Here is a 20,071-nt window from a genome sequence, read left to right on the forward strand (position 1 = left end):
CTCTTTTGCACAAATTTTGCGCAAAACTCATATCGTCAAGATTGCTTAAGATAGCCGATATGCCCTCTATCAGGTGCAAAGTTAGCGTAATTCAGTAGCAAATGCACTGTTGCAAAAGTAAATAAAATCTTTCAAAAGCGCAATCGTTTGCACATTAAAACATGGCTTTTCACCACCAAAAACGAACAACCTATAGAGAATTGGACTACTTTTGCATTGTAATGAATTGACAATAATCACGTCTACTGAGACGTGTCGACTACCTAATAACAATGTAACAGCCCCGAGAAACATGGCGGGCTTTATCGCAGGCAGACAATAATTACTATTATATAAATAACGTTAACTTAAAAATCAAAGCAAAATGATGAAGCAGGTAAAAGTCAAATTACCTCTAAGGATGTATGCCCTTATCTTAGGCCTACTCCTTTCTGTCAGTGCCTTTGCACAGCAAATAAGCGTCAAAGGCCATGTTAAGGATGCTACCGGAGAGCCTATCATCGGTGCCACCGTCAGAGTTGAAGGTCAACAAGGTGGCGCTGTCACCGACTTCGACGGTAACTTCGTGATTCAAGCCGGCAAAGGATCGGCCATCACTATTTCCTACATCGGTTATCAACCGGCCAAGGTTGTGGCTGCCGAAAGTGTGGTTATCACCTTGCAAGAGGACAACCAAACGCTGAAAGACGTGGTGGTTATAGGTTACGGACGGGCCAAGAAATCAGACTTGACCGGTTCGGTTACCGCCATCAAACCCGATGACATGAACCACGGTTTGCAGACTAACGCGCAAGACATGATTAGCGGCAAGATTGCCGGTGTGAGCGTTGTGTCCGATGGTGGTACGCCCGGCGGAAGCGCGACGATCCGCATTCGCGGTGGTTCTTCGCTCAACGCGAGCAACGACCCGTTGATCGTTATCGACGGACTGGCTATGGACAACTATGGCGTACAAGGCCTTTCCAACCCTCTTTCCATGGTTAACCCGAACGACATCGAGAGTTTTACCGTATTGAAAGACGCCTCTGCCACAGCGATTTATGGTAGCCGTGCCTCTAACGGTGTGATTATTATCACCACAAAGAAAGGCCGTGCGGGCCAAGCTCCACGTGTCAGCTATAGCGGTAACGTGTCTATAGCTACCAAGAAGAACACGCTGGACGTGTTGAATGCCACTGAATATCGCCAATTTATCAAGGATACATACGGCGAGGACAGCAAAGCCTACAAGGAATTAGGCTGGTACACCATGAAAGAGCTTAGCTCTGAGAAGACATTTGATAAGGAAGGAAAGTTCACGGGCTACAAAGGTACCTACGAAAAGGGTGAACAGAACTTTGCCGATACCGACTGGCAGAACGAGATTCTTCGCACTACCGTCTCCACAGACCACAACATCACCGTGGCCGGAGGCTTGAAGAATCTGCCTTACCGTGTGTCTTTGGGTTACACAAACAACCAAGGTATCATCAAGACAAGTAAGTTCGAGCGCTATACAGCCAGCGTAAATCTCTCTCCATCATTGCTCAACGACCACCTGAAATTCAACATCAATGGTAAGGGAATGATAGCCAAGAGCCGCTATGCGGACGGAGGTGCCATCGGAGCAGCCCGCTACATGGACCCCACAAAGCCTGTCAGGGCCAATGGTAACGACATTTACACCAAGTACTTTGGCGGCTATGCCCAGTGGTACACAGCCTCCACATTCAAGGATAGCGCATGGTTGCAGACCAGCAACCGCAACGCTACAGGCAACCCCGTGGCCCTTCTCGACTTGAAGAACGACCGTGCTACCGCCAAATCATTTGTTGGTAACATTGAAGTTGATTACTCTTTCCACGGTCTCGAGGACCTTCATCTCCACATGAATGGCGGTGCCGACTTCTCCACCGGTAATCAGAAGACGACCATTTCTCCATACTCCACCACCAATAACTACTATGGTTACGACGGATGGAACACCAAAGATACTTATAACCTTTCGTATAATGCCTACTTGCAGTATATGAAAGACTTTGAGAAGATTCATCATTTGGACGCCATGGCCGGCTATGAGTGGCAACACTTCCACGTAAAGAGCGACCACAATGGCTGGGGATGGATTCCTTCTACCAGCGAGGCTACTCGTGAAACCTTCAACCCCGACGGTTCTCACAAGGCCGATGAACCCTTGGCTAACACCAAGTTTGATGCGCCGACATCCGAGACCAAATATGCCAGCGAGTATTACTTGGTATCTTTCTTCGGCCGTTTGAACTACTCACTCATGGACCGTTATCTCCTTACTTTCACACTCCGTAGCGACGGTTCGTCACGTTTCCACAAGGATAAGCGCTGGGGTGTGTTCCCATCAGCCGCTTTCGCATGGAAGCTGAAGGAGGAAACTTTCTTGAAAGACATCAACGTTCTCAGCGACGCCAAGCTCCGTTTGGGCTGGGGAATCACCGGTCAGCAGGAAGGAATCGGCGACTATGGCTATCTCGAAAGTTATAAGCCAAACGCTGACCACGCCTATTATAACATCGGATTGAACAAGGGTTTGACGTATCGTCCTGACGCTCGGAACGAGAAACTCACATGGGAGAAGACCACAACGTACAACGCCGGTCTCGATCTTAGCTTCTATAATGACCGTCTGATGTTCAATCTTGACTGGTACTACCGCAAGACCACCGACCTTATCAATACGGTTTACGTGTCAGCGGGAAGCACTTTCCGCAACAAACTGACCAGCAACATCGGTAGTCTTCATAACTCCGGATTCGAGTTCAGCACCACTGTTCGCCCCATACAGACCAAGGATTTCCGTTGGGAAGTGAACTACAACCTTACTTATAACCACAATGAGATCGACGAACTCATCGGTGGTGACAGCAAGAACTACTATGTAGAGACCGGTGGTATATCAGCCGGTACGGGTGGAACGATACAGGCTCACGCCGTAGGTCACGCCGCCAGCTCGTTCTATGTGTACCAACAAGCCTATGACAAGGCCGGAAAGATAATTCCCAACACTTATGTTGACCGCAATGGAAACGGCATTACCGACAGTGGCGACCGCTACTATTACTACAAGCCGGCTGCCGATGTAACCATGGGTCTTGGCTCTAAGATGATTTATAAGAACTGGGATTTCAGCTTCGCCATGCGTGCAAGCCTCGGTAACTACGTATATAATAACAACTTGGCAGGTGCCATCAACGTTGGCTCAGGCTCAATCTACTCCCTCGGTTACTTAGCCAATCGCCCGAAAGACGCCGTAGCGCTCCACCTCACTAACCCACTGACAGAGCAGTTCTATTCAGATGCGTTCGTGGAGAATGCCTCTTTCCTCAAGATGGATAACATCACATTGGGCTACAGTTTCGCCGATTTGCTGAAAAGCGGCAGCTATAACGGCATTAGCGGACGTGTCTATGCCACCGTACAAAACGTATTTACAATTACCAAGTACAATGGACTTGACCCGGAGATTGCCAACGGTATCGACAATTCTCTCTATCCGCGACCATTCACGATGGTGCTCGGTTTGAGTCTGAACTTCTAAACTGACCTAATAAAAAGTACAATTATGAAACTTATAAACATCAAACATATACTACCGACAGCGGCATTTGCTATTGCCACCATGGGCCTTACAGCCTGCGTTGGTGACCTTGACGTTGAGAATATCAACCCTCAGAAAGTAGCAGAGAACAACCCTGACGCCGCATTTACCAAGATTTATGCCAACATGGTCTTGACAGGACAGACGGGACCTGCCGGCGATGGCGACATCGATGACATCGATGAAGGAACCTCAAGCATGATTCGTCAGTTGTGGAACGCCAACGAGCTTCCCACCGATGAGGCTCACTGTATTTGGGGAGACGCAGGTATTCCCGAGTTCAACCACAACGCTTGGAGCGACAGCCACCCCATGATGAAGGCCCTCTACTACCGTCTTTACTTCGGAATAACGCTGGCCAACTCGTTCCTTGAGCAGAAAGTGGAGGACGCTAACGAAACTCTCCTGACCCAACGGGCCGAAGCCCGCTTCCTGCGTGCCTTGTATTACTCTTACCTGATGGACCTTTACGGCAACATACCGTTCATTACCACCATCACAGAAAAGCCGGCACCACAAGCTAAACGGGCAGAAGTTTACGACTTCGTACAGAAAGAATTGCTCGACATCGTAGGCGAAGGTGAGGGTAAAGACATACTGAAAGACCCTTCACAACGAGTGGCTTATGGCCGCGCCGACAAGGCCGCAGCATGGTTGTTGCTGTCACGCAACTACCTCAACGCCGAGGTTTATGCCGGTAAAGCCGACTGGGCCAACGCACAGAAGTACGCTCAAAAAGTAGTTGACGATGGCACTTACGCGCTCTGCACCACCTCTCAATACAAGAGCTACTCGCCTTATCAGCTTCTCTTCATGGGCGATAATGACAAGAACGGAGCACAAAAGGAAATCATCCTGCCGGCCATTCATGACGGCATAGATACCCAAACATGGGGTGGATGTCTGTTTATCATGGCCTCAACTTGCAACGACAAGATCAAGGAAAGCTATCCTTACGGCACATCGGAGAACTGGGGTGGTAACCACGTTCGCCCACAGTTCGTGGAGAAGTTCTTCCCCAGCGGCGGCTACGCAACCGGAAATCCCACTGTCGTAGCGGCTTCAGCCAAGGACAACCGCGCCCTTTTCTTCAACCAAGGCCACACCTTTAACATAGAAAAGGAAAGCGACTTTACCAAGGGTTTCGCCTATGTGAAGTTCCTCAACACCCGTGCTGACGGCTCATCGCCCAAGCACACGCAGTTCGTTGACACCGACTTCCCCATCTTCCGCGCCGCCGAGGCTTACCTGAACATAGCCGAAGCCGACGCCCGCATGCACGGTGGAAAGTGTACAGCGGCCGGTCTTAAAATGCTCAACGCCATCCGCAGCCGTGCCAAAACTGCCGATATGAAGGCTGCCGACCTCGATGTTATCTGCGACGAGTGGTCAAGAGAGTTCGGATTTGAGGGCCGTCGCCGCATGGATCTTATCCGTTTCGGCAAATTCGGCGGACAAAGTAAATACAAATGGCAGTGGATGGGCGGCACATTCTATGGCACCCAGTTCGACAAGCATTTGAATATTTACCCCATTCCTAACAGCGATTTGAACGCCAACGGCAATCTTAAACAGAATCCGGACTACGGAAAATAACGACAATAACAACTCATATTATGAAAAAAATCAATATATTGGCAACATTGCTGATGGGCGCAATGGTCCTGACATCATGTGAGTCAGACCGCGACGATAACCCCATATTGAATGTACCTGCCACTTTCACCCAACTGACGCCGGCCATTGGCGACAGAGTTATCAACTTGGAGAACAGCGAGTCCGTAGCGTTCAAGGCCGAAGCAGCCCCCAACTACGGCTTCCCCACCGAGACTTCCTACTGGATAGAGTTCACCGAGGCCGCCGACTTCTCCGACATGAGCAAAGTAGTGGCTACCGATACCAAGGCCAAATCCATCAACTATGACGCTCCTGCCAACGAGATTGACCTCGGAATCATGAAACTCAGAGGCTATGAAAAGCCCGAGCAAGTAGACAAGAGCGAAGTCATCAGCCTGAATGTGCGCATGGTTGCCTGCCTCGCTAACTCAACAGACAGCTCCACTTACGTATATTCCAACCCACAAACCATCAAGGTTACCAGCTACTTCCTGCAGGAGTCACTGCCCCAGTTCTGGTACATGACGGGTGAGAACATAGCCGACGGCTCTTGGGCCAACGACCCCGAGAAGATCGGTACCGGCATGCTTCCCATGTATGTAAAGGCCGGTGAGAAGTACAACCGCTTCACCGGAGACGGTAATATAGAATATGTGGGCTACTTCACCGAGGCTTCCAACGGTTTCAAAGTTATCGCCCCGAAAGGTCTTAGCAACTGGAATTACGGTATGTGTGGCGACGGTCACAGCTTGGATGATGGCGAAGGATTCACCTATCGCAACAATGATAACGACAAAGGTAACATCACCGTGAAGAAGGCAGGCTACTACCGACTCACCATTTCAACGACGGATCACACGATGAAGAGCGAACCTTACGTGCCCGAAACGCCGGTCAAGGTTTATAAGTCGATGAAAATAGGCGAGAACGACATGGCTCCCGTTACCACCATAGCAGGCGGTATCAACCACGACTGGTTTGCCACCGTAACCCTGAAGAGCGGCAGTCTGAAGTTCACCGCAGGTGATGGAACCGCTTGGGGCGCCGATGTATTCCCCTGCGGAATAGCCACCAACGACGGCGGAGCTATCCCGGCACAGGAAGGCACCTACAAAATCTACTTCAATGACATCACGGGTGCCTACATGTTTATCAAGCAAAAATAAGTAAACCGCAAACCTTCAGGAACGGAGTTTCGGGCTCCGTTCCTTCTAAAAGACCCATAAAAATCATGAAACTAAAATCATATTTTATAGCCGGTGTTGCCCTTTTGGCAATGACCGCCTGCAATGAAGACTTTGCCGATTGGACCAATCAGGCCACCAATGCCCAAGGCGAAGCCGTCAACTTCGGCGAAGGCAAAGTGTCGAGTGTCGGCGTCATCAATCTGGCCCAGTACCCCACGGAGCCTACCGACCTCGATTCGGTAAAGGTATGTGACATCGTCGCGCCTACAACCTCCTACGAGCAAACCGTCAACAAATACTTCATCAACTTGGGCGACAAGCAATATCAGCTTAGCGCCACGGGCAACATGCTCCTCAAGGACTTGGCTGATTACATGTCGAAGACCTTTGGTCCCAAGCCCGTTCAGCGCGATTTCACCGCCACGGTGACCGCTTTCACCGGCGACGGTAAGACTGCCATTAAGCAGAACCTTGCCGCCACATCGGGCAAATTCGATTTGAAAGTAGTTCAGGTAGGACCGTTCATCGACCCCAATGGCTACTACCTCGTCGGTAATGTAGACAGCTGGGCCCTCACCCGCAAGGATATGTACCACATGAAGAACGGCGGTGGCGACATCTACGATGACCCCGTATTCAGCGTAACCATTGAAGCTGTGCCCAATCTCGGCAACTATGAAATAAAGTTCGTGCCCGCTTCAGGATTTGACGGAACAGGAAAAGTAGTGGAATGGAAGTACGCCATCACGGCGCTTGCCGATGGTGAACCGGGCTTGAGCGGAGCTATCGACCTGCGCAACGGCGGCAAGAACATCAAGTTCGACGCTGACCCGAAGGCCAAGAAATACCAAATTTCCATCGACATCATCAACGGCAAGTACAACGTTGTGCCCATTAAGGACGAAATGTTCCTCACGGGAAGCCAATACAATTGGGGCGGTAACACCGAGAATTGGCTGCACCTGAACAAGGTTAACTCCAATGGCGACGCCTCAGTGCCTAGCCGTTACTTCTGGACCATCATCTACCTGCACGCCGGCGAGATGTTTAAGTTCTCTCCGGAGGCCGGTTGGAAGGGCAACGATTTCGGCGGAAATCAACTTAAAGTGACCGATGAGGCAGGCGCAGGCTACGCCGATGACGGTAGCAATTGCAAGGTAACGAAGGCCGGTTGGTACCAGCTTGAGGTTGACGCCGAGGCCAAGACCCTGCGCATTCGCAAGCCCCAAGTGTACCTCTGCGGCGAAACAACCGCCAATGGTGCCTACGGCGTGAGCGCTGATAATATCTTCCCCGTTCCCGCAAGCGAAGCTGACGACTTCGTATCGCCTGCTTTGGCCAACGACGGAAAGGTACGCTTGTTCACCCAAGTGACGGGAGTTGATTGGTGGCGCAGCGAGTACCACGTCATCAATGGCAACATTACGTTGCGTACCGATGGCGAACTTACACCCGCTACGGCCAACAAGGGACAGCGCGTTCACCTCAATTTCGCCAAGATGAGCGGCTCTTTCAAATAAGAAAAAGCTAAAACGATAAATCAAGTGGAGATGGTTTTCATCTCCACTTTTTTTGTTTCCATGCCCCACCCTTTTGCTTTCGGGCATATCAAAGGCAGGCCATGAAAACGTTTTTGTAAAACATTTTAACCGAAAAACCACCTCTCTCCAATCGCCTATTTAGCTTTGCCAAAAGGCCGAAAGCCCGGCTTTCACCATCCGCCACGGGTCTCCCATGCGCCCATTCATAGCCCCTCGCCACTTCAAAGCAGGCCTTTCGGCTGCCCACCGAGGTCTTTCCGCCGGGTCAAAGCAGGCCTGCCACTCGCCCAAAGGCCCACTATGAACGACCCAAAGCTGCCCTTTCAGGTTACCGAAAGGCCACCCTTTTCTCACAAAGAATATCAAATCATTGATTAACAATTACTTACCAACTTTCAAATCCTTGACCTATTTCCAAGCAAAAGTTTTTCTTTTTCAAATAAAGCAGCCATTTTTGACCATTTGTAAAGATTATTCGCAACCATGCAATCGTTTGCACTTAGAATCTCATAACTTGACACAAATCAAGCCGAAAGGTATAAAAGTTTTTTCGTAAATTCGCAACCAATAAACCTAAACGCTCATTACGCAAATGAAAAAAATAGCTTCTATACTCCTCACTCTCATGGTGAGCCTCTGCACGATGGCACAGACACAAGGCTGGCCCTCGGCCTATAACGGTGTCATGCTGCAAGGATTCTACTGGGATTCCTTTGCCGACAGCAAGTGGACGACGCTCCAAAGTCAGGCCGACGAGCTGAGCCGATACTTCTCACTCGTATGGATTCCGCAGAGCGGACGCTGCAACAATCCCACGTCTATGGGCTATGACCCTTACTATTACTTCGATCAGAACAGTAGTTTTGGCTCCGCCGACGAGTTGAAGAGCATGATCAGGACTTTCAAGGATAAGGGACTGCTCACCATTGCCGACGTGGTTATCAACCATCATCAGACTTCGGGCTGGTGGAACTTCCCCAAGGAAACGTATAAAAACACGACTTACCAGCTTCAGACCACCGACATCGTGGCCGATGACGACAGTGACGCCAAGCACAGCGATGGCACGCCGGCCCCTGAATGGGTAACGGCCACGCAGGCAGCCAAGGACAACGTTCGCCTCGGAAGCCACAATGACGACGGTACCGGATGGGCCGGCATGCGCGACATCGACCACCAGAGCGCCAATGTTCAGGCCATCGTGAAAGCCTATGAGCAGTTCCTGCTCCACGACTTGGGCTATTCGGGCTTCCGCTACGACATGGTGAAAGGCTTCGCGGGCAAGCATGTGGGCAATTACAACGACGCGGCGAAGGTGGAATTCTCGGTCGGCGAGTGCTGGGATAACAAGCGCACCATCATCAATTGGATTGACGCGACGGGTAAAAGGAGCGCTGCCTTCGACTTCCCGTTCCGCTATAACATCAGCGAAGCTATCCGTGATGGCAATTGGAGCAAACTTCGGAGCACCGAAAACTTGGTACATGAGAACGATTATAGGCGCTTTGCCGTGACCTTTATTGAGAATCATGACACCGAGAAGCGCTCCGAGACCAATCAGCAAGATCCCGTTCGCAGCGACACATTGGCCGCCAACGCCTACATGTTGGCCATGCCGGGCACCCCCTGCGTGTTTTTCAAGCATTGGCAAGACTACAAGCAGGACATCAAAGCGATGATCGACGCCCGCAAGGCCGCAGGTATCACCAACACGAGCAGCTATTCTTTCCTCGTAAGTAGCATGATGGACCACGCCGTAGTGAAGTCCATGGGCCGCAAAGACCTCATTGCCGTCATCGGAAACACCGACCGTTACACGCCGTCTGCCCAGCAGTTCACCAAGATTATCAGTGGTTATCACTACGCTTACTACCTTAGTAACAACGCCGAGATAGCCTTTGCCAACCGTGCTTCGGGCGAGTACGTCAATAAAGTGGACGTAACGTTGAGTGCCGTTTCGGCTAAGAGCAATGCCAAAATAGTCTACACGACCGATGGTTCCACCCCTACGGCCACCCACGGTACGCAGGTCGATGGTGGCACGGTGGTCAGCCTGACCGAGAACTGCACGCTGACATTCGGCTTGTTAATCAACGGTGTGGTGAGTGCCATTGACTCACGCACGTATCAATTCTCAAGATTCGACCCCTATGACATTAAGGTTTACGTGAACGCCGAGGCCGCCGGCAGCAAGTGGACCGCCGCCAACGAGGGTGTCAACTATTGGACTTGGGGCGGCGACGGCAGCCATCAGCCACAGCATACAAGCTGGCCCGGCGACAAGGTTAGCACCCAAGAGAAGGTAGATGGCAAGCTGTGGATAAGCAAGACATTCCGTATCAACAGCCCCACGGACTGCGTTAACTTCGTCTTCAGCGTTGGTTCGGGAACACCGCAGACCGTCAACCTCGAGAACGTCAGGAAGACTACGTTTGTCAACATCGGCTCCTCGACCGACAACCAAGGCCACCATCAGCTTACCACCACGGTGCCTACGGCCATCAACCACGTCACAACGACCGAGCCAACGGCCCAAAAAGGATGGTTCACCCTTCAAGGCGTAAGAATCGGCAAGCCCACCACGAACGGCATTTACATCCACGACGGCCGGAAAATCGTCATCCGACGCTAAGCCCGGCAGCCACCTCCCAACGGACGGCAACATAAAAATCCCCGGTAAAGTTTGTACTTTTCATTCCAAAAAACTATATTTGCAACAAAGCAAAAGGAGCCGAAACGATGAAAAAAAGATTACAAACCTTACCGGGGATTCTTAGCTTCGTGCTGTTCACCGCATGCTATACACCCCTTCAAAGCCCAAATCAGAAGCCGATGACAAAGGCTGAACAACGGGCCGAAACTGCCCGACTCGTGCGCCAACGCATTGATGAGCGCCGCTTCCTTATCGACGTTAGCATTATGCTTCCGCTGCGGGGAATGAGCCAACACATCAGCGACGGTTACTATTTAGAGGTGGCCGGCGACACGATTGTGTCCCATCTGCCCTATCGGGGCGTAGCCCGTCAGGTGCCATACGGCGGTGGCAAGGGGCTCAACTTTGAGGGAACGATAACCGACTACAAAGCCTCAACCCACAAAAAGGGCCGCCATAGGGTGGAACTGACGGTCAGAAACGACGAAGACACCTACCTTTATCAGGTAGATGTCTTTGAAAATGGTTCGGCCTCCGTTCATGTTCATTCACGTGAACGTGAGTCTATCAGCTTCACGGGGCAGATGAGGAAGTAGGCCATTGCCGCTTCCCGCCCCTGCCGATTATTCCTTATCACTATCCGTGTCGGTCACTTTCTTGGGACCGCGCACGCTTTCCTTGGCGCTCACTCCGCGCTTTATCTCTATATTTACGCCATCACTCAAACCCACTTCGACCTTTCGTCGCTCGTAGGTTTTCTGTTCGCCATGGCCTTTCACCACGTAAACAAAGGTGCCATCGCTGCCAAACTCAATGGCACTTTCGGGCACTGTAAGCACATGACGGGCCTCGGCAAGCACTATCTCGGCATTGGCGCTGTAGCCGGAACGTATCTGTTTGTTGCCCAGTTTGGTGATGGCGGCCTTTAATTCAAACTGATTGGCGCCGTTACTCTCCACCGCCTTGGGTGAGATATACTCCAAGCTGGCCTGCAACTTCTCGTCTTGCAACGCGCCGATAGTTATCTTCATCGGCATGCCCGTTACCAAACTACCCACTTCGGTCTCATCAATGTTACCCCGGAAGATGAGGTCATTCATGTTGGCAACGGTCGCTATGGTCGTTCCATCATTGAAAGTATTGCTCAGAATCACCGTATTGCCCACCTTGACAGGTACATCCAAGATCAGTCCACTTATGGTTGAGCGAATCAAAGTGGAGCTTGTGCTGGCGTTACTCTTCGACACTCCGTCGCGCACAACTTCCAAGTTATCGTTCGCCGCCTTGATTTCCTCACGGGCTTGGTTGTACGCTTGGCGCACCTTTTCGTACTCATCGGCGCTCACGAGGCCCTTGTCGAACAGCGTCTTCTCACGCTCATAGTTGGTCAGGGCTTGCTTCACGTTGACCGAGGCCAGCCTTACACGGGCCTGAGCGTTGCTCAACTGCCCCATGTCGGGTATCACTTTCACCTTCGCAATGATTTCTCCGGCCTGTATCATTTGGCCCGCTTCCTTCATGATTTCAGAGATTATGCCGCTGATTTGGGGCTTCACGTTCACCTCATTGCGAGGTTCTATCTTACCCGTGATGACAGTTGTCTTCTTCAAATCCATGACTTTAGGCGTAAACTCATCGTAAACCACTGCCTTGGGTTGCGACTTTATCCAAAGAAACACGAACGTTCCGATGAACACAAGGGCGATAAGGCCCGCGATAATAAACTTAAAATACTTCCTCATCTTTATCTTATTCTTTATAAATTTCTACTCATCACGCATGGCGTCGACAGGCTTTATGCTCATGGCACGGGCCGCCGGAGCCAGTCCGGCCAGCACTCCGAGGGCGCTCAAGAGGGCCACCGCGCCAACGGCAGTCCAAAAACTAATCTGAAAATGTGAACTAATTATGCCGTCGGTAGTATTGGCCATTTCGGCCAATTGCAAGATAATGACGGCAAAGAGAATGCCACTCATGCCGGCAACAGCCGTCAAGATAATGCTCTCACTGATGATTTGGCTCAGTATGTTGCGTGGTGTGGCGCCGATGGCACGCCTGATTCCAATCTCCGTGGTACGCTCCCGCACGGTAACCATCATGATATTAGACACGCCGATGGCGCCGGCCAGCAAGGTACCGATACCCACCAACCATATCAAAAAGTTGACTCCGGTGAACAAACTGTCAACCATGCCGAACATAACCTCGGTGTTGAACACCGTAATAGCTTTCTCATCGGTGGGATCTATGCGATGACTACGGGCCAAGACCTCACGAATTCGCGGAGTAATGGAGCTCATCGTGACGCCCGGTTTGCCCGTGACGCATATCAGATGCACCTTATTTCCATAGTTATAGGCCCGCTGCATGAGCGTGATAGGTATGGCCACAACCTCTTCCGCACGCCCATTGATACTCATGTTGCCCGTATTATAGTCGACACCCACCACACTGTAATAGACCGAATCCACACGTATCATCCGCCCACAAGGGTCGCCTCCCTCGGGAAAGAGCGTCTTATAAACCCTCTTACCCAGCACGCACACCTTGCGACATTGCTGCATATCCATGTCGTTCAGGTAGCGGCCATAGAGCAGTTTGGGCGTCTCAATCTTGACATAGTCGGGCAACACGCCTTTCACTACGCACGAAGACTTCTTATCACCCGCCGTGGCGTTGCTGCCCCAGCCGCTTAACAACGGAACCGCCACGCCCACTTCAGGCACTTGGGCCTTGAGTCTGTCGACGTCCTTATACTCCATTGACCAGTCACGACCTTTGCGGAAACCGTCAAAAGCCTTGGTAGTGGGCTGATTGAAGACGATGGCCGAGTTGGTGGCAAAGCCCTCGAAATTGTTTGACAGCATTTCTTGCAGCCCCTTGCCGCCGCCTATCAGCCCCACCAACATGAACACTCCCCAGAACACACCGAAGCCCGTAAGGAACGAACGGCTCTTGTTTCGCGTCAGCGTATCTAATATTTCCTTGTATGTATCTATATCTATTTTCATGTGACAGCTAATGGTTTACATCGTAATTTACTCGGCCCGAAGCGCTTCTATGGGGCGAATCTTAGCGGCCTTACGGGCCGGTATGAGCCCGGCGATGGTCCCGGCGATCACCATAACGAGCGTTGCCTCGACGCAAACGTCGATTCCCACCGTAGGATTGACAAACATCGTGGCCGTGAACGTTCCGGAGTTGACCTTCATGTGGCCGATGGTGGCGTCCATATACTCGTTGGCCGCTATGCCCAAGAGCATGCCTATATAGCCGAAAAAGGTAGTGATGATGACGCTCTCGATGATGATGAGCTTCAAGATAGACCACGGTTTGGCCCCTATGGCCTTACGAATGCCGAACTCACGGGTGCGCTCCTTCACGGTAATCAGCATGATGTTGCTCACGCCAACGATACCGCTGAGCAACGTAAAGAGGCCGATAACCCACAGCGCCGTGCGAATAATACCCATTCCTTTCGACATTTGCATGGACTGGGTGAACCGGTTCCACAGCCAAACAGCGTTCTCGTCGGTCGGGTCGGCTTGATGATTACGGTTCAATCGTGAGCGATATTGCTTCTCGAAGGCCTCGTTATCCTCGTTGGTTTCCAACCCGTGGAACGAGAATTTCAACTGATCGGCCTTGTTACCACGGTTATATATGGTGCGAATGGTGCTGAAGGGCGAGTAAGCCGATGAGTTACGGCCACTTCGGTCGGCCTTCGTTATGCCGACAATCTGGAATCCGAAGTTGCCCACATGCACATGGCGGCCCACCAACGCGGCTATATCACCCGACGTAAGCTCCTTGGCCTGCTCCTCACCGATAACCAATACCTTGCGCGACTGCTCATTGTCGATGGCGTTAATGAAGCGTCCGTGGAGTATCTCAATCTTTTCGATGTCCTGCTCATTGGGATATACACCCTTGATAGACGTGCTGAAATAGTTTTCGCCATTGGCAACGGTGACATTGTATTGCTCAATGCTGGCACCCACCTCATCGACATGGGCAGGAAACTCCTCATCGGTAACTCGAAAATCACGGTCGTCGAGGGCGATGTAACGCCCTTCTTTCAAACCATTATAGGCCTTGGAGGTGTTGCCACCGAACACAACCATGGAATTGCTCAAGAAGCGGCCGCTGTTCTGTTCGCCGGCCCTGATGAGCCCGTTGCCGGCCCCAAGGAGGAAGATGAGCATGAAGATACCCCATGCCACCGCGAATCCCGTAAGGGCCGTACGCAGCTTATTGCGCTTGGCCGTGGACCATATTTCTGCTATTATATCGTGCATAACTTCTTTAATTGGCTAATGTTCTACCCCGCCCCAGCGGCTTCGGGGCGCTTATTTCATCACTCCACCCATACCAAAAGGCGAGGCGCTATGGTCGAGGTTCACCTCTATGCGCCCGATAATGCCGTCCTTGATGTGTACTATCTTATTGGTTTCGTTGGCAACGCCGCTCTCATGGGTCACGACAACGATGGTCTTGTGTTCTTCCTCATTGAGTTTCTTGAGCAACTGCATCACTTCCACCGACGTCTTGCTATCCAACGCGCCCGTAGGTTCATCGGCCAGAATGATACGCGGCTGCGTGATGAGCGCACGAGCGATGGCCACTCGCTGCTTCTGACCGCCACTAAGCTCATTGGGATAGTGGTCGGCCCACGCCAAAAGGCCCAAGTGGTCGAGGTAGTCCAAGGCCATCTGATGGCGCTTGCGACGACCCACGCCCTGATAGAACAGCGGTAACTCCACGTTCTCCACGGCCGTCTTGAAGCCTATCAGGTTGAAACTTTGGAAGATAAAGCCTATCATGCGGTTACGATACTCGGCCGCCCGGCGTTCGCTAAGGTCCTTGATGAGCGTGTCGCCAAGGATGTATTCGCCGCTGTCATAGTTGTCGAGAATGCCCAATATATTTAATAAGGTGGACTTACCGGAGCCTGACGCGCCCATGATAGATACGAACTCGCCCTCCTCTATGTCGAGATTAATGCCCTTGAGCACGTGGAGCGGCTGGGCGCCATGGTAGGTTTTGTTGATGTCTTTTAAGTGTATCATATACCAAATAGACGAAACGTTACAGTAAAAAGTTGCATACGGAGAAAACGATACGAAAACAATGGCTTCGCCACATGTAAGAAAGGGCTTTGCCAAAGCGGGCCTTTGACCGCCTGAGAAGGCTGCTTTGAGCGTGTCATCGTGGGCCTTTCACACGGTCAAAGGCCCACTTTGGCAAAGCCACGGATAAAGTATGGATGATTAAAAGCGGAAAGTGATGGGGCAAACATATATCACCCTGACAGGCTTATCGCCACGAGTGCCCGGCTCCCAACGGTCCATTAGGCCCACCACCCGCAAGGCCTCGGCCTCGAAAAGGCGGCGACACTGCTGTTCCAACTCGGTAAGTTGGGCCGTGGAAGTAACGGCCTTACGGGGCGAGAACTTGCCTAATTGGCGGTAAGAACGCACACGGATATTCTCCAAAGCGCCCTCCTTATTGACCACAAATTCCACATACACCGTGGCTTGGGCACCGGCTTTCTCGCAAGTTTTGGGATATTTTACATGCCGCGATAAGAATTTTACCAACTCGTTGAGACCGCCCGGATACTGTGGCATGCGAAGTTTATACTTCTCAAACTCACCCGCCGCGTCGAGTTCGGCCAACCGTCGCTCCATCTTTTTATGATCTACCGTGGCCAGATTTACCGTTCCATCGGGATTAATCAGGTACATCGTGGGCAACCAAGTAATGTGATAGTCCTTGGAAGTTTGCGTTTCTTTCCACTTTTTCAGCTCCGAGAGCTGTATGCCCACCATCTTATACTGCTCCGCGACACACTTGCGCCACGCCACGGAGTCGGTATCATAGGATATTCCCACGAAAGAAACACCCTTATCGAAATACTTTTGCGACATCGCAGCTACCGCCGGCATGTCCCGACGACAATCTCCACACCATGAAGCCCAAAAGTCTAACACGACATAAGCGTCCTCATTATAACGCTTAAAGTTAAAAACTGCCGTGTCATTTTCCAAAAAAGAACGCAACGTAAAGTCGGGAGCAGGCGTCCCGGGCTTCAGAAGTTCAGTACCATACTTGGCGTCCAAGTCTTCGGTAGTGGTCTGTGCGCCGGCCGTCATGCCGCCAACCAGCAGGGCCATGGCTATCAATAATTTTCTCATATCTATGGTTTTAAGTTTAAATTTTGTCTATTCTAAGCGTCTGGTCGCAATAATCCATGACGGCCGGACGGTGGGTTATGAAGATAACCGTCTTATCGTGGGCCGACAGCAGGTTGTGTAAAAGCTGCTGTTCGGTATCGGGGTCGAGCGAACCGGTGGCCTCATCGAGCAACATAATGGGCCTGTCGCGCAACAAGGCGCGTGCTATGGCCACCCGTTGGGCCTGCCCTTCACTCAATCCTCCGCCCTTCTCGCTGCACTCCGTGTCAAGTCCGGCGGGCAATTCACGCACGAAGTCGGCGCAACTTCTATGGAGCGCGTCGTACATTTCGGCCTCCGAGGCGTCGAGTTTGCCCAAACGAAGGTTCTCACGGATAGTTCCCGTGAGCAAAGTATTGCCTTGTGGCACGTAAACCAAGTTGCAACGGTGGCGGGGTGACAGTCTATAAGCCGCGCCTGACGCCTCACTGTAAATTTCAATATTGCCCTCGTCGGGAGTGAGCAGTGCCAATATGAGCCGCACGAGGGTGGTTTTTCCCGCTCCCGTTTCACCCAAAATGGCCGTGCAGGAACCCGGTTTGAAGTCGAACGAAAGGCCGTCGATAACCTTTCCCTCGGCCTCGTCATAGCTGTAGGACACGTCGTTGAAGCGCACGCCGCAGGGCGATGGCACGGCAACGGGGCGTCCCTCGTCCTCCATAGGTTCTTCCTCAAGCTCCATCAGTCGCTCCGCGGCCGTGAAAACGCTCACGATGGCGGGCACAAGTTTGGTCAGGTTATGGGCCGGGGCCTGAATGCGGGCCACGAGTTGGAGGAACGCCGTCATGCCGCCAAAGCTGAGTGTACGCTCCGACATGCGGATGGCGGCCCATAGGAAAGCGATGAGATAACCACCGGCAAAGCCCAAATTGAGCACCAAACGGCTGAACATGCTGAACACAGTGCGCCTTACCACGTGTTGGCGAAGCTCCTCCTGCGTGTGTTCCAAGCGGCCTATCATCATGCCGTTGCCCTCCATTGTCTTGATGAGCATGCGGTTTTGAATGGCCTCCTGCATCACGGTTTGCACCCTGCTGTCGCCATCGCGTACGCTACGGCTTAGCTTTCGCATGCGTCCTATGTAGATTTTACTGGCTGCCATGAACACGGGAATCAGCAAAACGATAAGCAATGCCAGCTCATGGTCCATCAAGAACAAATAGGAAAAGGCACCCACGAACATCGCCAACGTGGCAACGGTGCCGGGAAGGGTCTCGGTCAGGAAGGTGATAACGTTGCTTACGTCTATCTCCAAACGGTTGAGCACGTCGGCCGAATGGCGACTTTCACGGCCTTGCCAACGGCTGCGCAGGATGCGGTCGAGCAATTGTTGCTGCATACGATTCTGCGCTTTAATGCCCAAGAGGTTCTTTATCCACACGGAAGCCACGTTGAACAAAAAGTCGGTCAGTATCAAAGCAGCCATTAAGCCCACGGCCATGTAAAGGTTGCCGTCGACGGTATGCGACGCCACATCTATGGCATGCTTCACCGCCCACACCTGTAACAAGCTCGTGACAACGCCCGCCAAGCCTATCAACGCATTGAGAAAGGCCTGCAGCCTATGGCCGCGCAGGATGTGCCAAAGCCATTTAAGGATGACTTTGGTATCGTATTTTGACTTCGGAATCTGAAAGTAACGGGATAAATTCATAATGATGGGCCGCCGGCTGTCAAGGAACAGCGTCGCGGCGGCAGGCATGGTTATTGCCGGGTATCGGCTCCCCACATCAGTTTTTCGTGCAGGGTAGAGAAATAACGTTGGTTCTTTTGCTTCACAATCTTTACCACATAGGGGGCCTTACGGATGGTTAGGCGGGTGCCTTCAGCCATTTTCTCGCTTCGACCGTCAATGGCCGCGAGGAAATTATGGCTCCTCGACTCTACCTCGAGCACTATCTCGCTGGTATCATTGATAACGATGGGACGGATATTCAAGCTATGTGGAGCAACGGGCGTGATGCAGAGGCTGCCGCTTTGGGGCACGATGATGGGGCCGCCGTTGCTCAGGCTGTAGGCCGTGGAGCCCGTCGGAGTGGCGACGATCAGACCATCGGCCTGATAATTGACCAAGAAATCACCATTAATATAGGTACGTATGGAAATCATGGAAGCCGAATCTCGCTTCAACACTGCTATGTCATTAAGCGCAAAAGGATTGTTCTGAAGCGGCTGACCATCCGAGAACAATTGGATGACTGTGTGGTTCTCAATGTAATAATCATGGTTGAAAACCTTTTCGAGCGTCTGCTCTATCTCGCTTGGAAGCACGTCGGCCAAGAATCCGAGGCGCCCCATGTTGACGCCGATAATGGGTATTTGGCGCTTACCTACACGTCCCGCGGCCTTCAAAAAGGTGCCGTCGCCACCCAAGGAGATTATGTAATCGGTGTCGGAAAGGTCTTCCGGCTCTATGACTGCTGTGGAATCATGTGCTTCTAAATAGGAAACCATCCGCTCAACATGAGGCTGCAACAACTGGCGCTTGCACTCATGGCCGATGATAGCGAACTTTAAACTTCGTTCTGACATAAAAATGAGCGTTTATATTTCTTTATATAACCATTCGATAGCTATATTACAAACATTTTGTATATTTGCAAGAGCAAAAATACATCTTTTTATCGATAATTCCGTCAATTAACTATAAAAATATGGCAAAAGTATATGAATTTATCGCCAATGGCTTTGAGGAAGTCGAGGCCTTGGCTCCTGTCGACATTCTACGCCGCGGTGGCGTGGACATCAAGACTGTTAGCATGACCGGCAGTGAATATGTGGAATCGTCGCACGGCGTTACCGTCAAGGCTGACCTGCAGTGGGAAGACGCCGAACTCAGCGATGCCGACATGTTGCTCTTGCCCGGTGGCATGCCGGGAAGTACCAATCTGAACGCTCACGAGGGCTTACGTGAGGCGTTGAAAAAGCACCACGCCGAGGGCAAACGTATCGGAGCGATTTGCGCGGCGCCCATGGTATTGGCGCAATGTGGCATTCTCGATAACAAGAAAGCTACCTGCAGCCCGGGCTTCGAGCAGTATTTCAACGCGTCGACCACCTACACGGGTGAGCTGGTTCAGGAAGATGGCAACGTCATTACGGGCGAAGGACCCGCTGCCTCGTTCCCTTACGCTTACCGCATATTGAGCTATTTCATTGGCGAGGAGGCCGTGAAAGACCTTCAAACCAAAATGCAATACGCTCATTTAATGGCCTGACGGCAAGCT

The 20,071-nt window shown here is 51.7% G+C and carries 14 protein-coding genes; 7 read left to right on the forward strand and 7 right to left on the reverse strand.

The features are described from left to right. Positions 1-367 precede the first annotated feature (367 nt). The 6 genes from VIR50_RS07865 to VIR50_RS07890 all read left to right on the forward strand — a co-directional run bounded on the left by VIR50_RS07865 (position 368) and on the right by VIR50_RS07890 (position 11,204). Positions 368-3,550, forward strand: a complete 3,183-nt coding sequence (locus VIR50_RS07865; RefSeq protein WP_331934614.1) for a SusC/RagA family TonB-linked outer membrane protein — start codon at positions 368-370, stop codon at positions 3,548-3,550. A gap of 24 nt (positions 3,551-3,574) precedes the next feature. Then, positions 3,575-5,206 (forward strand): RagB/SusD family nutrient uptake outer membrane protein, encoded by a 1,632-nt coding sequence (locus VIR50_RS07870; protein ID WP_331934592.1) that lies wholly within the window; start codon positions 3,575-3,577, stop codon positions 5,204-5,206. Between the two features lie 20 nt (positions 5,207-5,226). Next, positions 5,227-6,393: a SusE domain-containing protein gene (locus tag VIR50_RS07875; RefSeq protein ID WP_331934593.1), complete on the forward strand. Its 1,167-nt coding sequence runs from the start codon at positions 5,227-5,229 to the stop codon at positions 6,391-6,393. Between the two features lie 65 nt (positions 6,394-6,458). Beyond that, a complete protein-coding gene (locus tag VIR50_RS07880; protein ID WP_331934594.1) occupies positions 6,459-7,934 on the forward strand; it encodes an Outer membrane protein SusF domain-containing protein in 1,476 nt (491 codons plus the stop codon). A 613-nt stretch (positions 7,935-8,547) separates the two neighbouring features. Beyond that, positions 8,548-10,587 (forward strand): alpha-amylase family glycosyl hydrolase, encoded by a 2,040-nt coding sequence (locus tag VIR50_RS07885; protein WP_331934595.1) that lies wholly within the window; start codon positions 8,548-8,550, stop codon positions 10,585-10,587. A 107-nt stretch (positions 10,588-10,694) separates the two neighbouring features. After that, a complete protein-coding gene (locus VIR50_RS07890) occupies positions 10,695-11,204 on the forward strand; it encodes a DUF4251 domain-containing protein (RefSeq protein ID WP_331934596.1) in 510 nt (169 codons plus the stop codon). Between the two features lie 27 nt (positions 11,205-11,231). Here the strand turns inward: VIR50_RS07890 and VIR50_RS07895 are convergent, their stop codons facing one another. The 7 genes from VIR50_RS07895 to VIR50_RS07925 all read right to left on the reverse strand — a co-directional run bounded on the left by VIR50_RS07895 (position 11,232) and on the right by VIR50_RS07925 (position 19,376). After that, entirely contained in the window at positions 11,232-12,350 is a 1,119-nt protein-coding gene (locus VIR50_RS07895) for an efflux RND transporter periplasmic adaptor subunit (protein ID WP_331934597.1), read from the reverse strand. A gap of 24 nt (positions 12,351-12,374) precedes the next feature. Further along, positions 12,375-13,619, reverse strand: coding sequence for an ABC transporter permease (locus VIR50_RS07900; RefSeq protein ID WP_331934598.1), 1,245 nt, complete (start codon positions 13,617-13,619; stop codon positions 12,375-12,377). A 27-nt stretch (positions 13,620-13,646) separates the two neighbouring features. Beyond that, positions 13,647-14,906: an ABC transporter permease gene (locus VIR50_RS07905; protein ID WP_331934599.1), complete on the reverse strand. Its 1,260-nt coding sequence runs from the start codon at positions 14,904-14,906 to the stop codon at positions 13,647-13,649. Between the two features lie 51 nt (positions 14,907-14,957). Then, positions 14,958-15,677: an ABC transporter ATP-binding protein gene (locus VIR50_RS07910; RefSeq protein WP_331934600.1), complete on the reverse strand. Its 720-nt coding sequence runs from the start codon at positions 15,675-15,677 to the stop codon at positions 14,958-14,960. A 201-nt stretch (positions 15,678-15,878) separates the two neighbouring features. Continuing rightward, positions 15,879-16,805 (reverse strand): redoxin domain-containing protein, encoded by a 927-nt coding sequence (locus VIR50_RS07915; protein ID WP_331934601.1) that lies wholly within the window; start codon positions 16,803-16,805, stop codon positions 15,879-15,881. A 16-nt stretch (positions 16,806-16,821) separates the two neighbouring features. Further along, positions 16,822-18,498, reverse strand: coding sequence for an ABC transporter ATP-binding protein (locus VIR50_RS07920; protein ID WP_331934615.1), 1,677 nt, complete (start codon positions 18,496-18,498; stop codon positions 16,822-16,824). Between the two features lie 50 nt (positions 18,499-18,548). Beyond that, entirely contained in the window at positions 18,549-19,376 is an 828-nt protein-coding gene (locus VIR50_RS07925) for an NAD kinase (protein WP_331934602.1), read from the reverse strand. A 122-nt stretch (positions 19,377-19,498) separates the two neighbouring features. On the opposite strand from VIR50_RS07925, the gene VIR50_RS07930 reads away from it, so the two are divergent. Then, the gene (locus VIR50_RS07930) at positions 19,499-20,062 is read left to right on the forward strand and encodes a DJ-1 family glyoxalase III (protein WP_331934603.1); all 564 of its coding nucleotides are present in this window, start codon (positions 19,499-19,501) and stop codon (positions 20,060-20,062) included. Positions 20,063-20,071: the final 9 nt, after the last annotated feature.

It is taken from the genome of Prevotella sp., from assembly GCF_036570325.1.
In the GTDB taxonomy this organism is placed as follows: domain Bacteria; phylum Bacteroidota; class Bacteroidia; order Bacteroidales; family Bacteroidaceae; genus Prevotella.

Coding starts and splice junctions, on each gene's coding strand:
- VIR50_RS07930 (WP_331934603.1), top strand. CDS start 19,499: ATGGCAAAAGTATATGAATTTATCGCCAATGGCTTTGAGGAAGTCGAG.
- VIR50_RS07925 (WP_331934602.1), bottom strand. CDS start 19,376: ATGTCAGAACGAAGTTTAAAGTTCGCTATCATCGGCCATGAGTGCAAG.
- VIR50_RS07900 (WP_331934598.1), bottom strand. CDS start 13,619: ATGAAAATAGATATAGATACATACAAGGAAATATTAGATACGCTGACG.
- VIR50_RS07920 (WP_331934615.1), bottom strand. CDS start 18,498: ATGAATTTATCCCGTTACTTTCAGATTCCGAAGTCAAAATACGATACC.
- VIR50_RS07885 (WP_331934595.1), top strand. CDS start 8,548: ATGAAAAAAATAGCTTCTATACTCCTCACTCTCATGGTGAGCCTCTGC.
- VIR50_RS07870 (WP_331934592.1), top strand. CDS start 3,575: ATGAAACTTATAAACATCAAACATATACTACCGACAGCGGCATTTGCT.
- VIR50_RS07875 (WP_331934593.1), top strand. CDS start 5,227: ATGAAAAAAATCAATATATTGGCAACATTGCTGATGGGCGCAATGGTC.
- VIR50_RS07865 (WP_331934614.1), top strand. CDS start 368: ATGAAGCAGGTAAAAGTCAAATTACCTCTAAGGATGTATGCCCTTATC.
- VIR50_RS07895 (WP_331934597.1), bottom strand. CDS start 12,350: ATGAGGAAGTATTTTAAGTTTATTATCGCGGGCCTTATCGCCCTTGTG.
- VIR50_RS07880 (WP_331934594.1), top strand. CDS start 6,459: ATGAAACTAAAATCATATTTTATAGCCGGTGTTGCCCTTTTGGCAATG.
- VIR50_RS07915 (WP_331934601.1), bottom strand. CDS start 16,805: ATGAGAAAATTATTGATAGCCATGGCCCTGCTGGTTGGCGGCATGACG.
- VIR50_RS07890 (WP_331934596.1), top strand. CDS start 10,695: ATGAAAAAAAGATTACAAACCTTACCGGGGATTCTTAGCTTCGTGCTG.
- VIR50_RS07910 (WP_331934600.1), bottom strand. CDS start 15,677: ATGATACACTTAAAAGACATCAACAAAACCTACCATGGCGCCCAGCCG.
- VIR50_RS07905 (WP_331934599.1), bottom strand. CDS start 14,906: ATGCACGATATAATAGCAGAAATATGGTCCACGGCCAAGCGCAATAAG.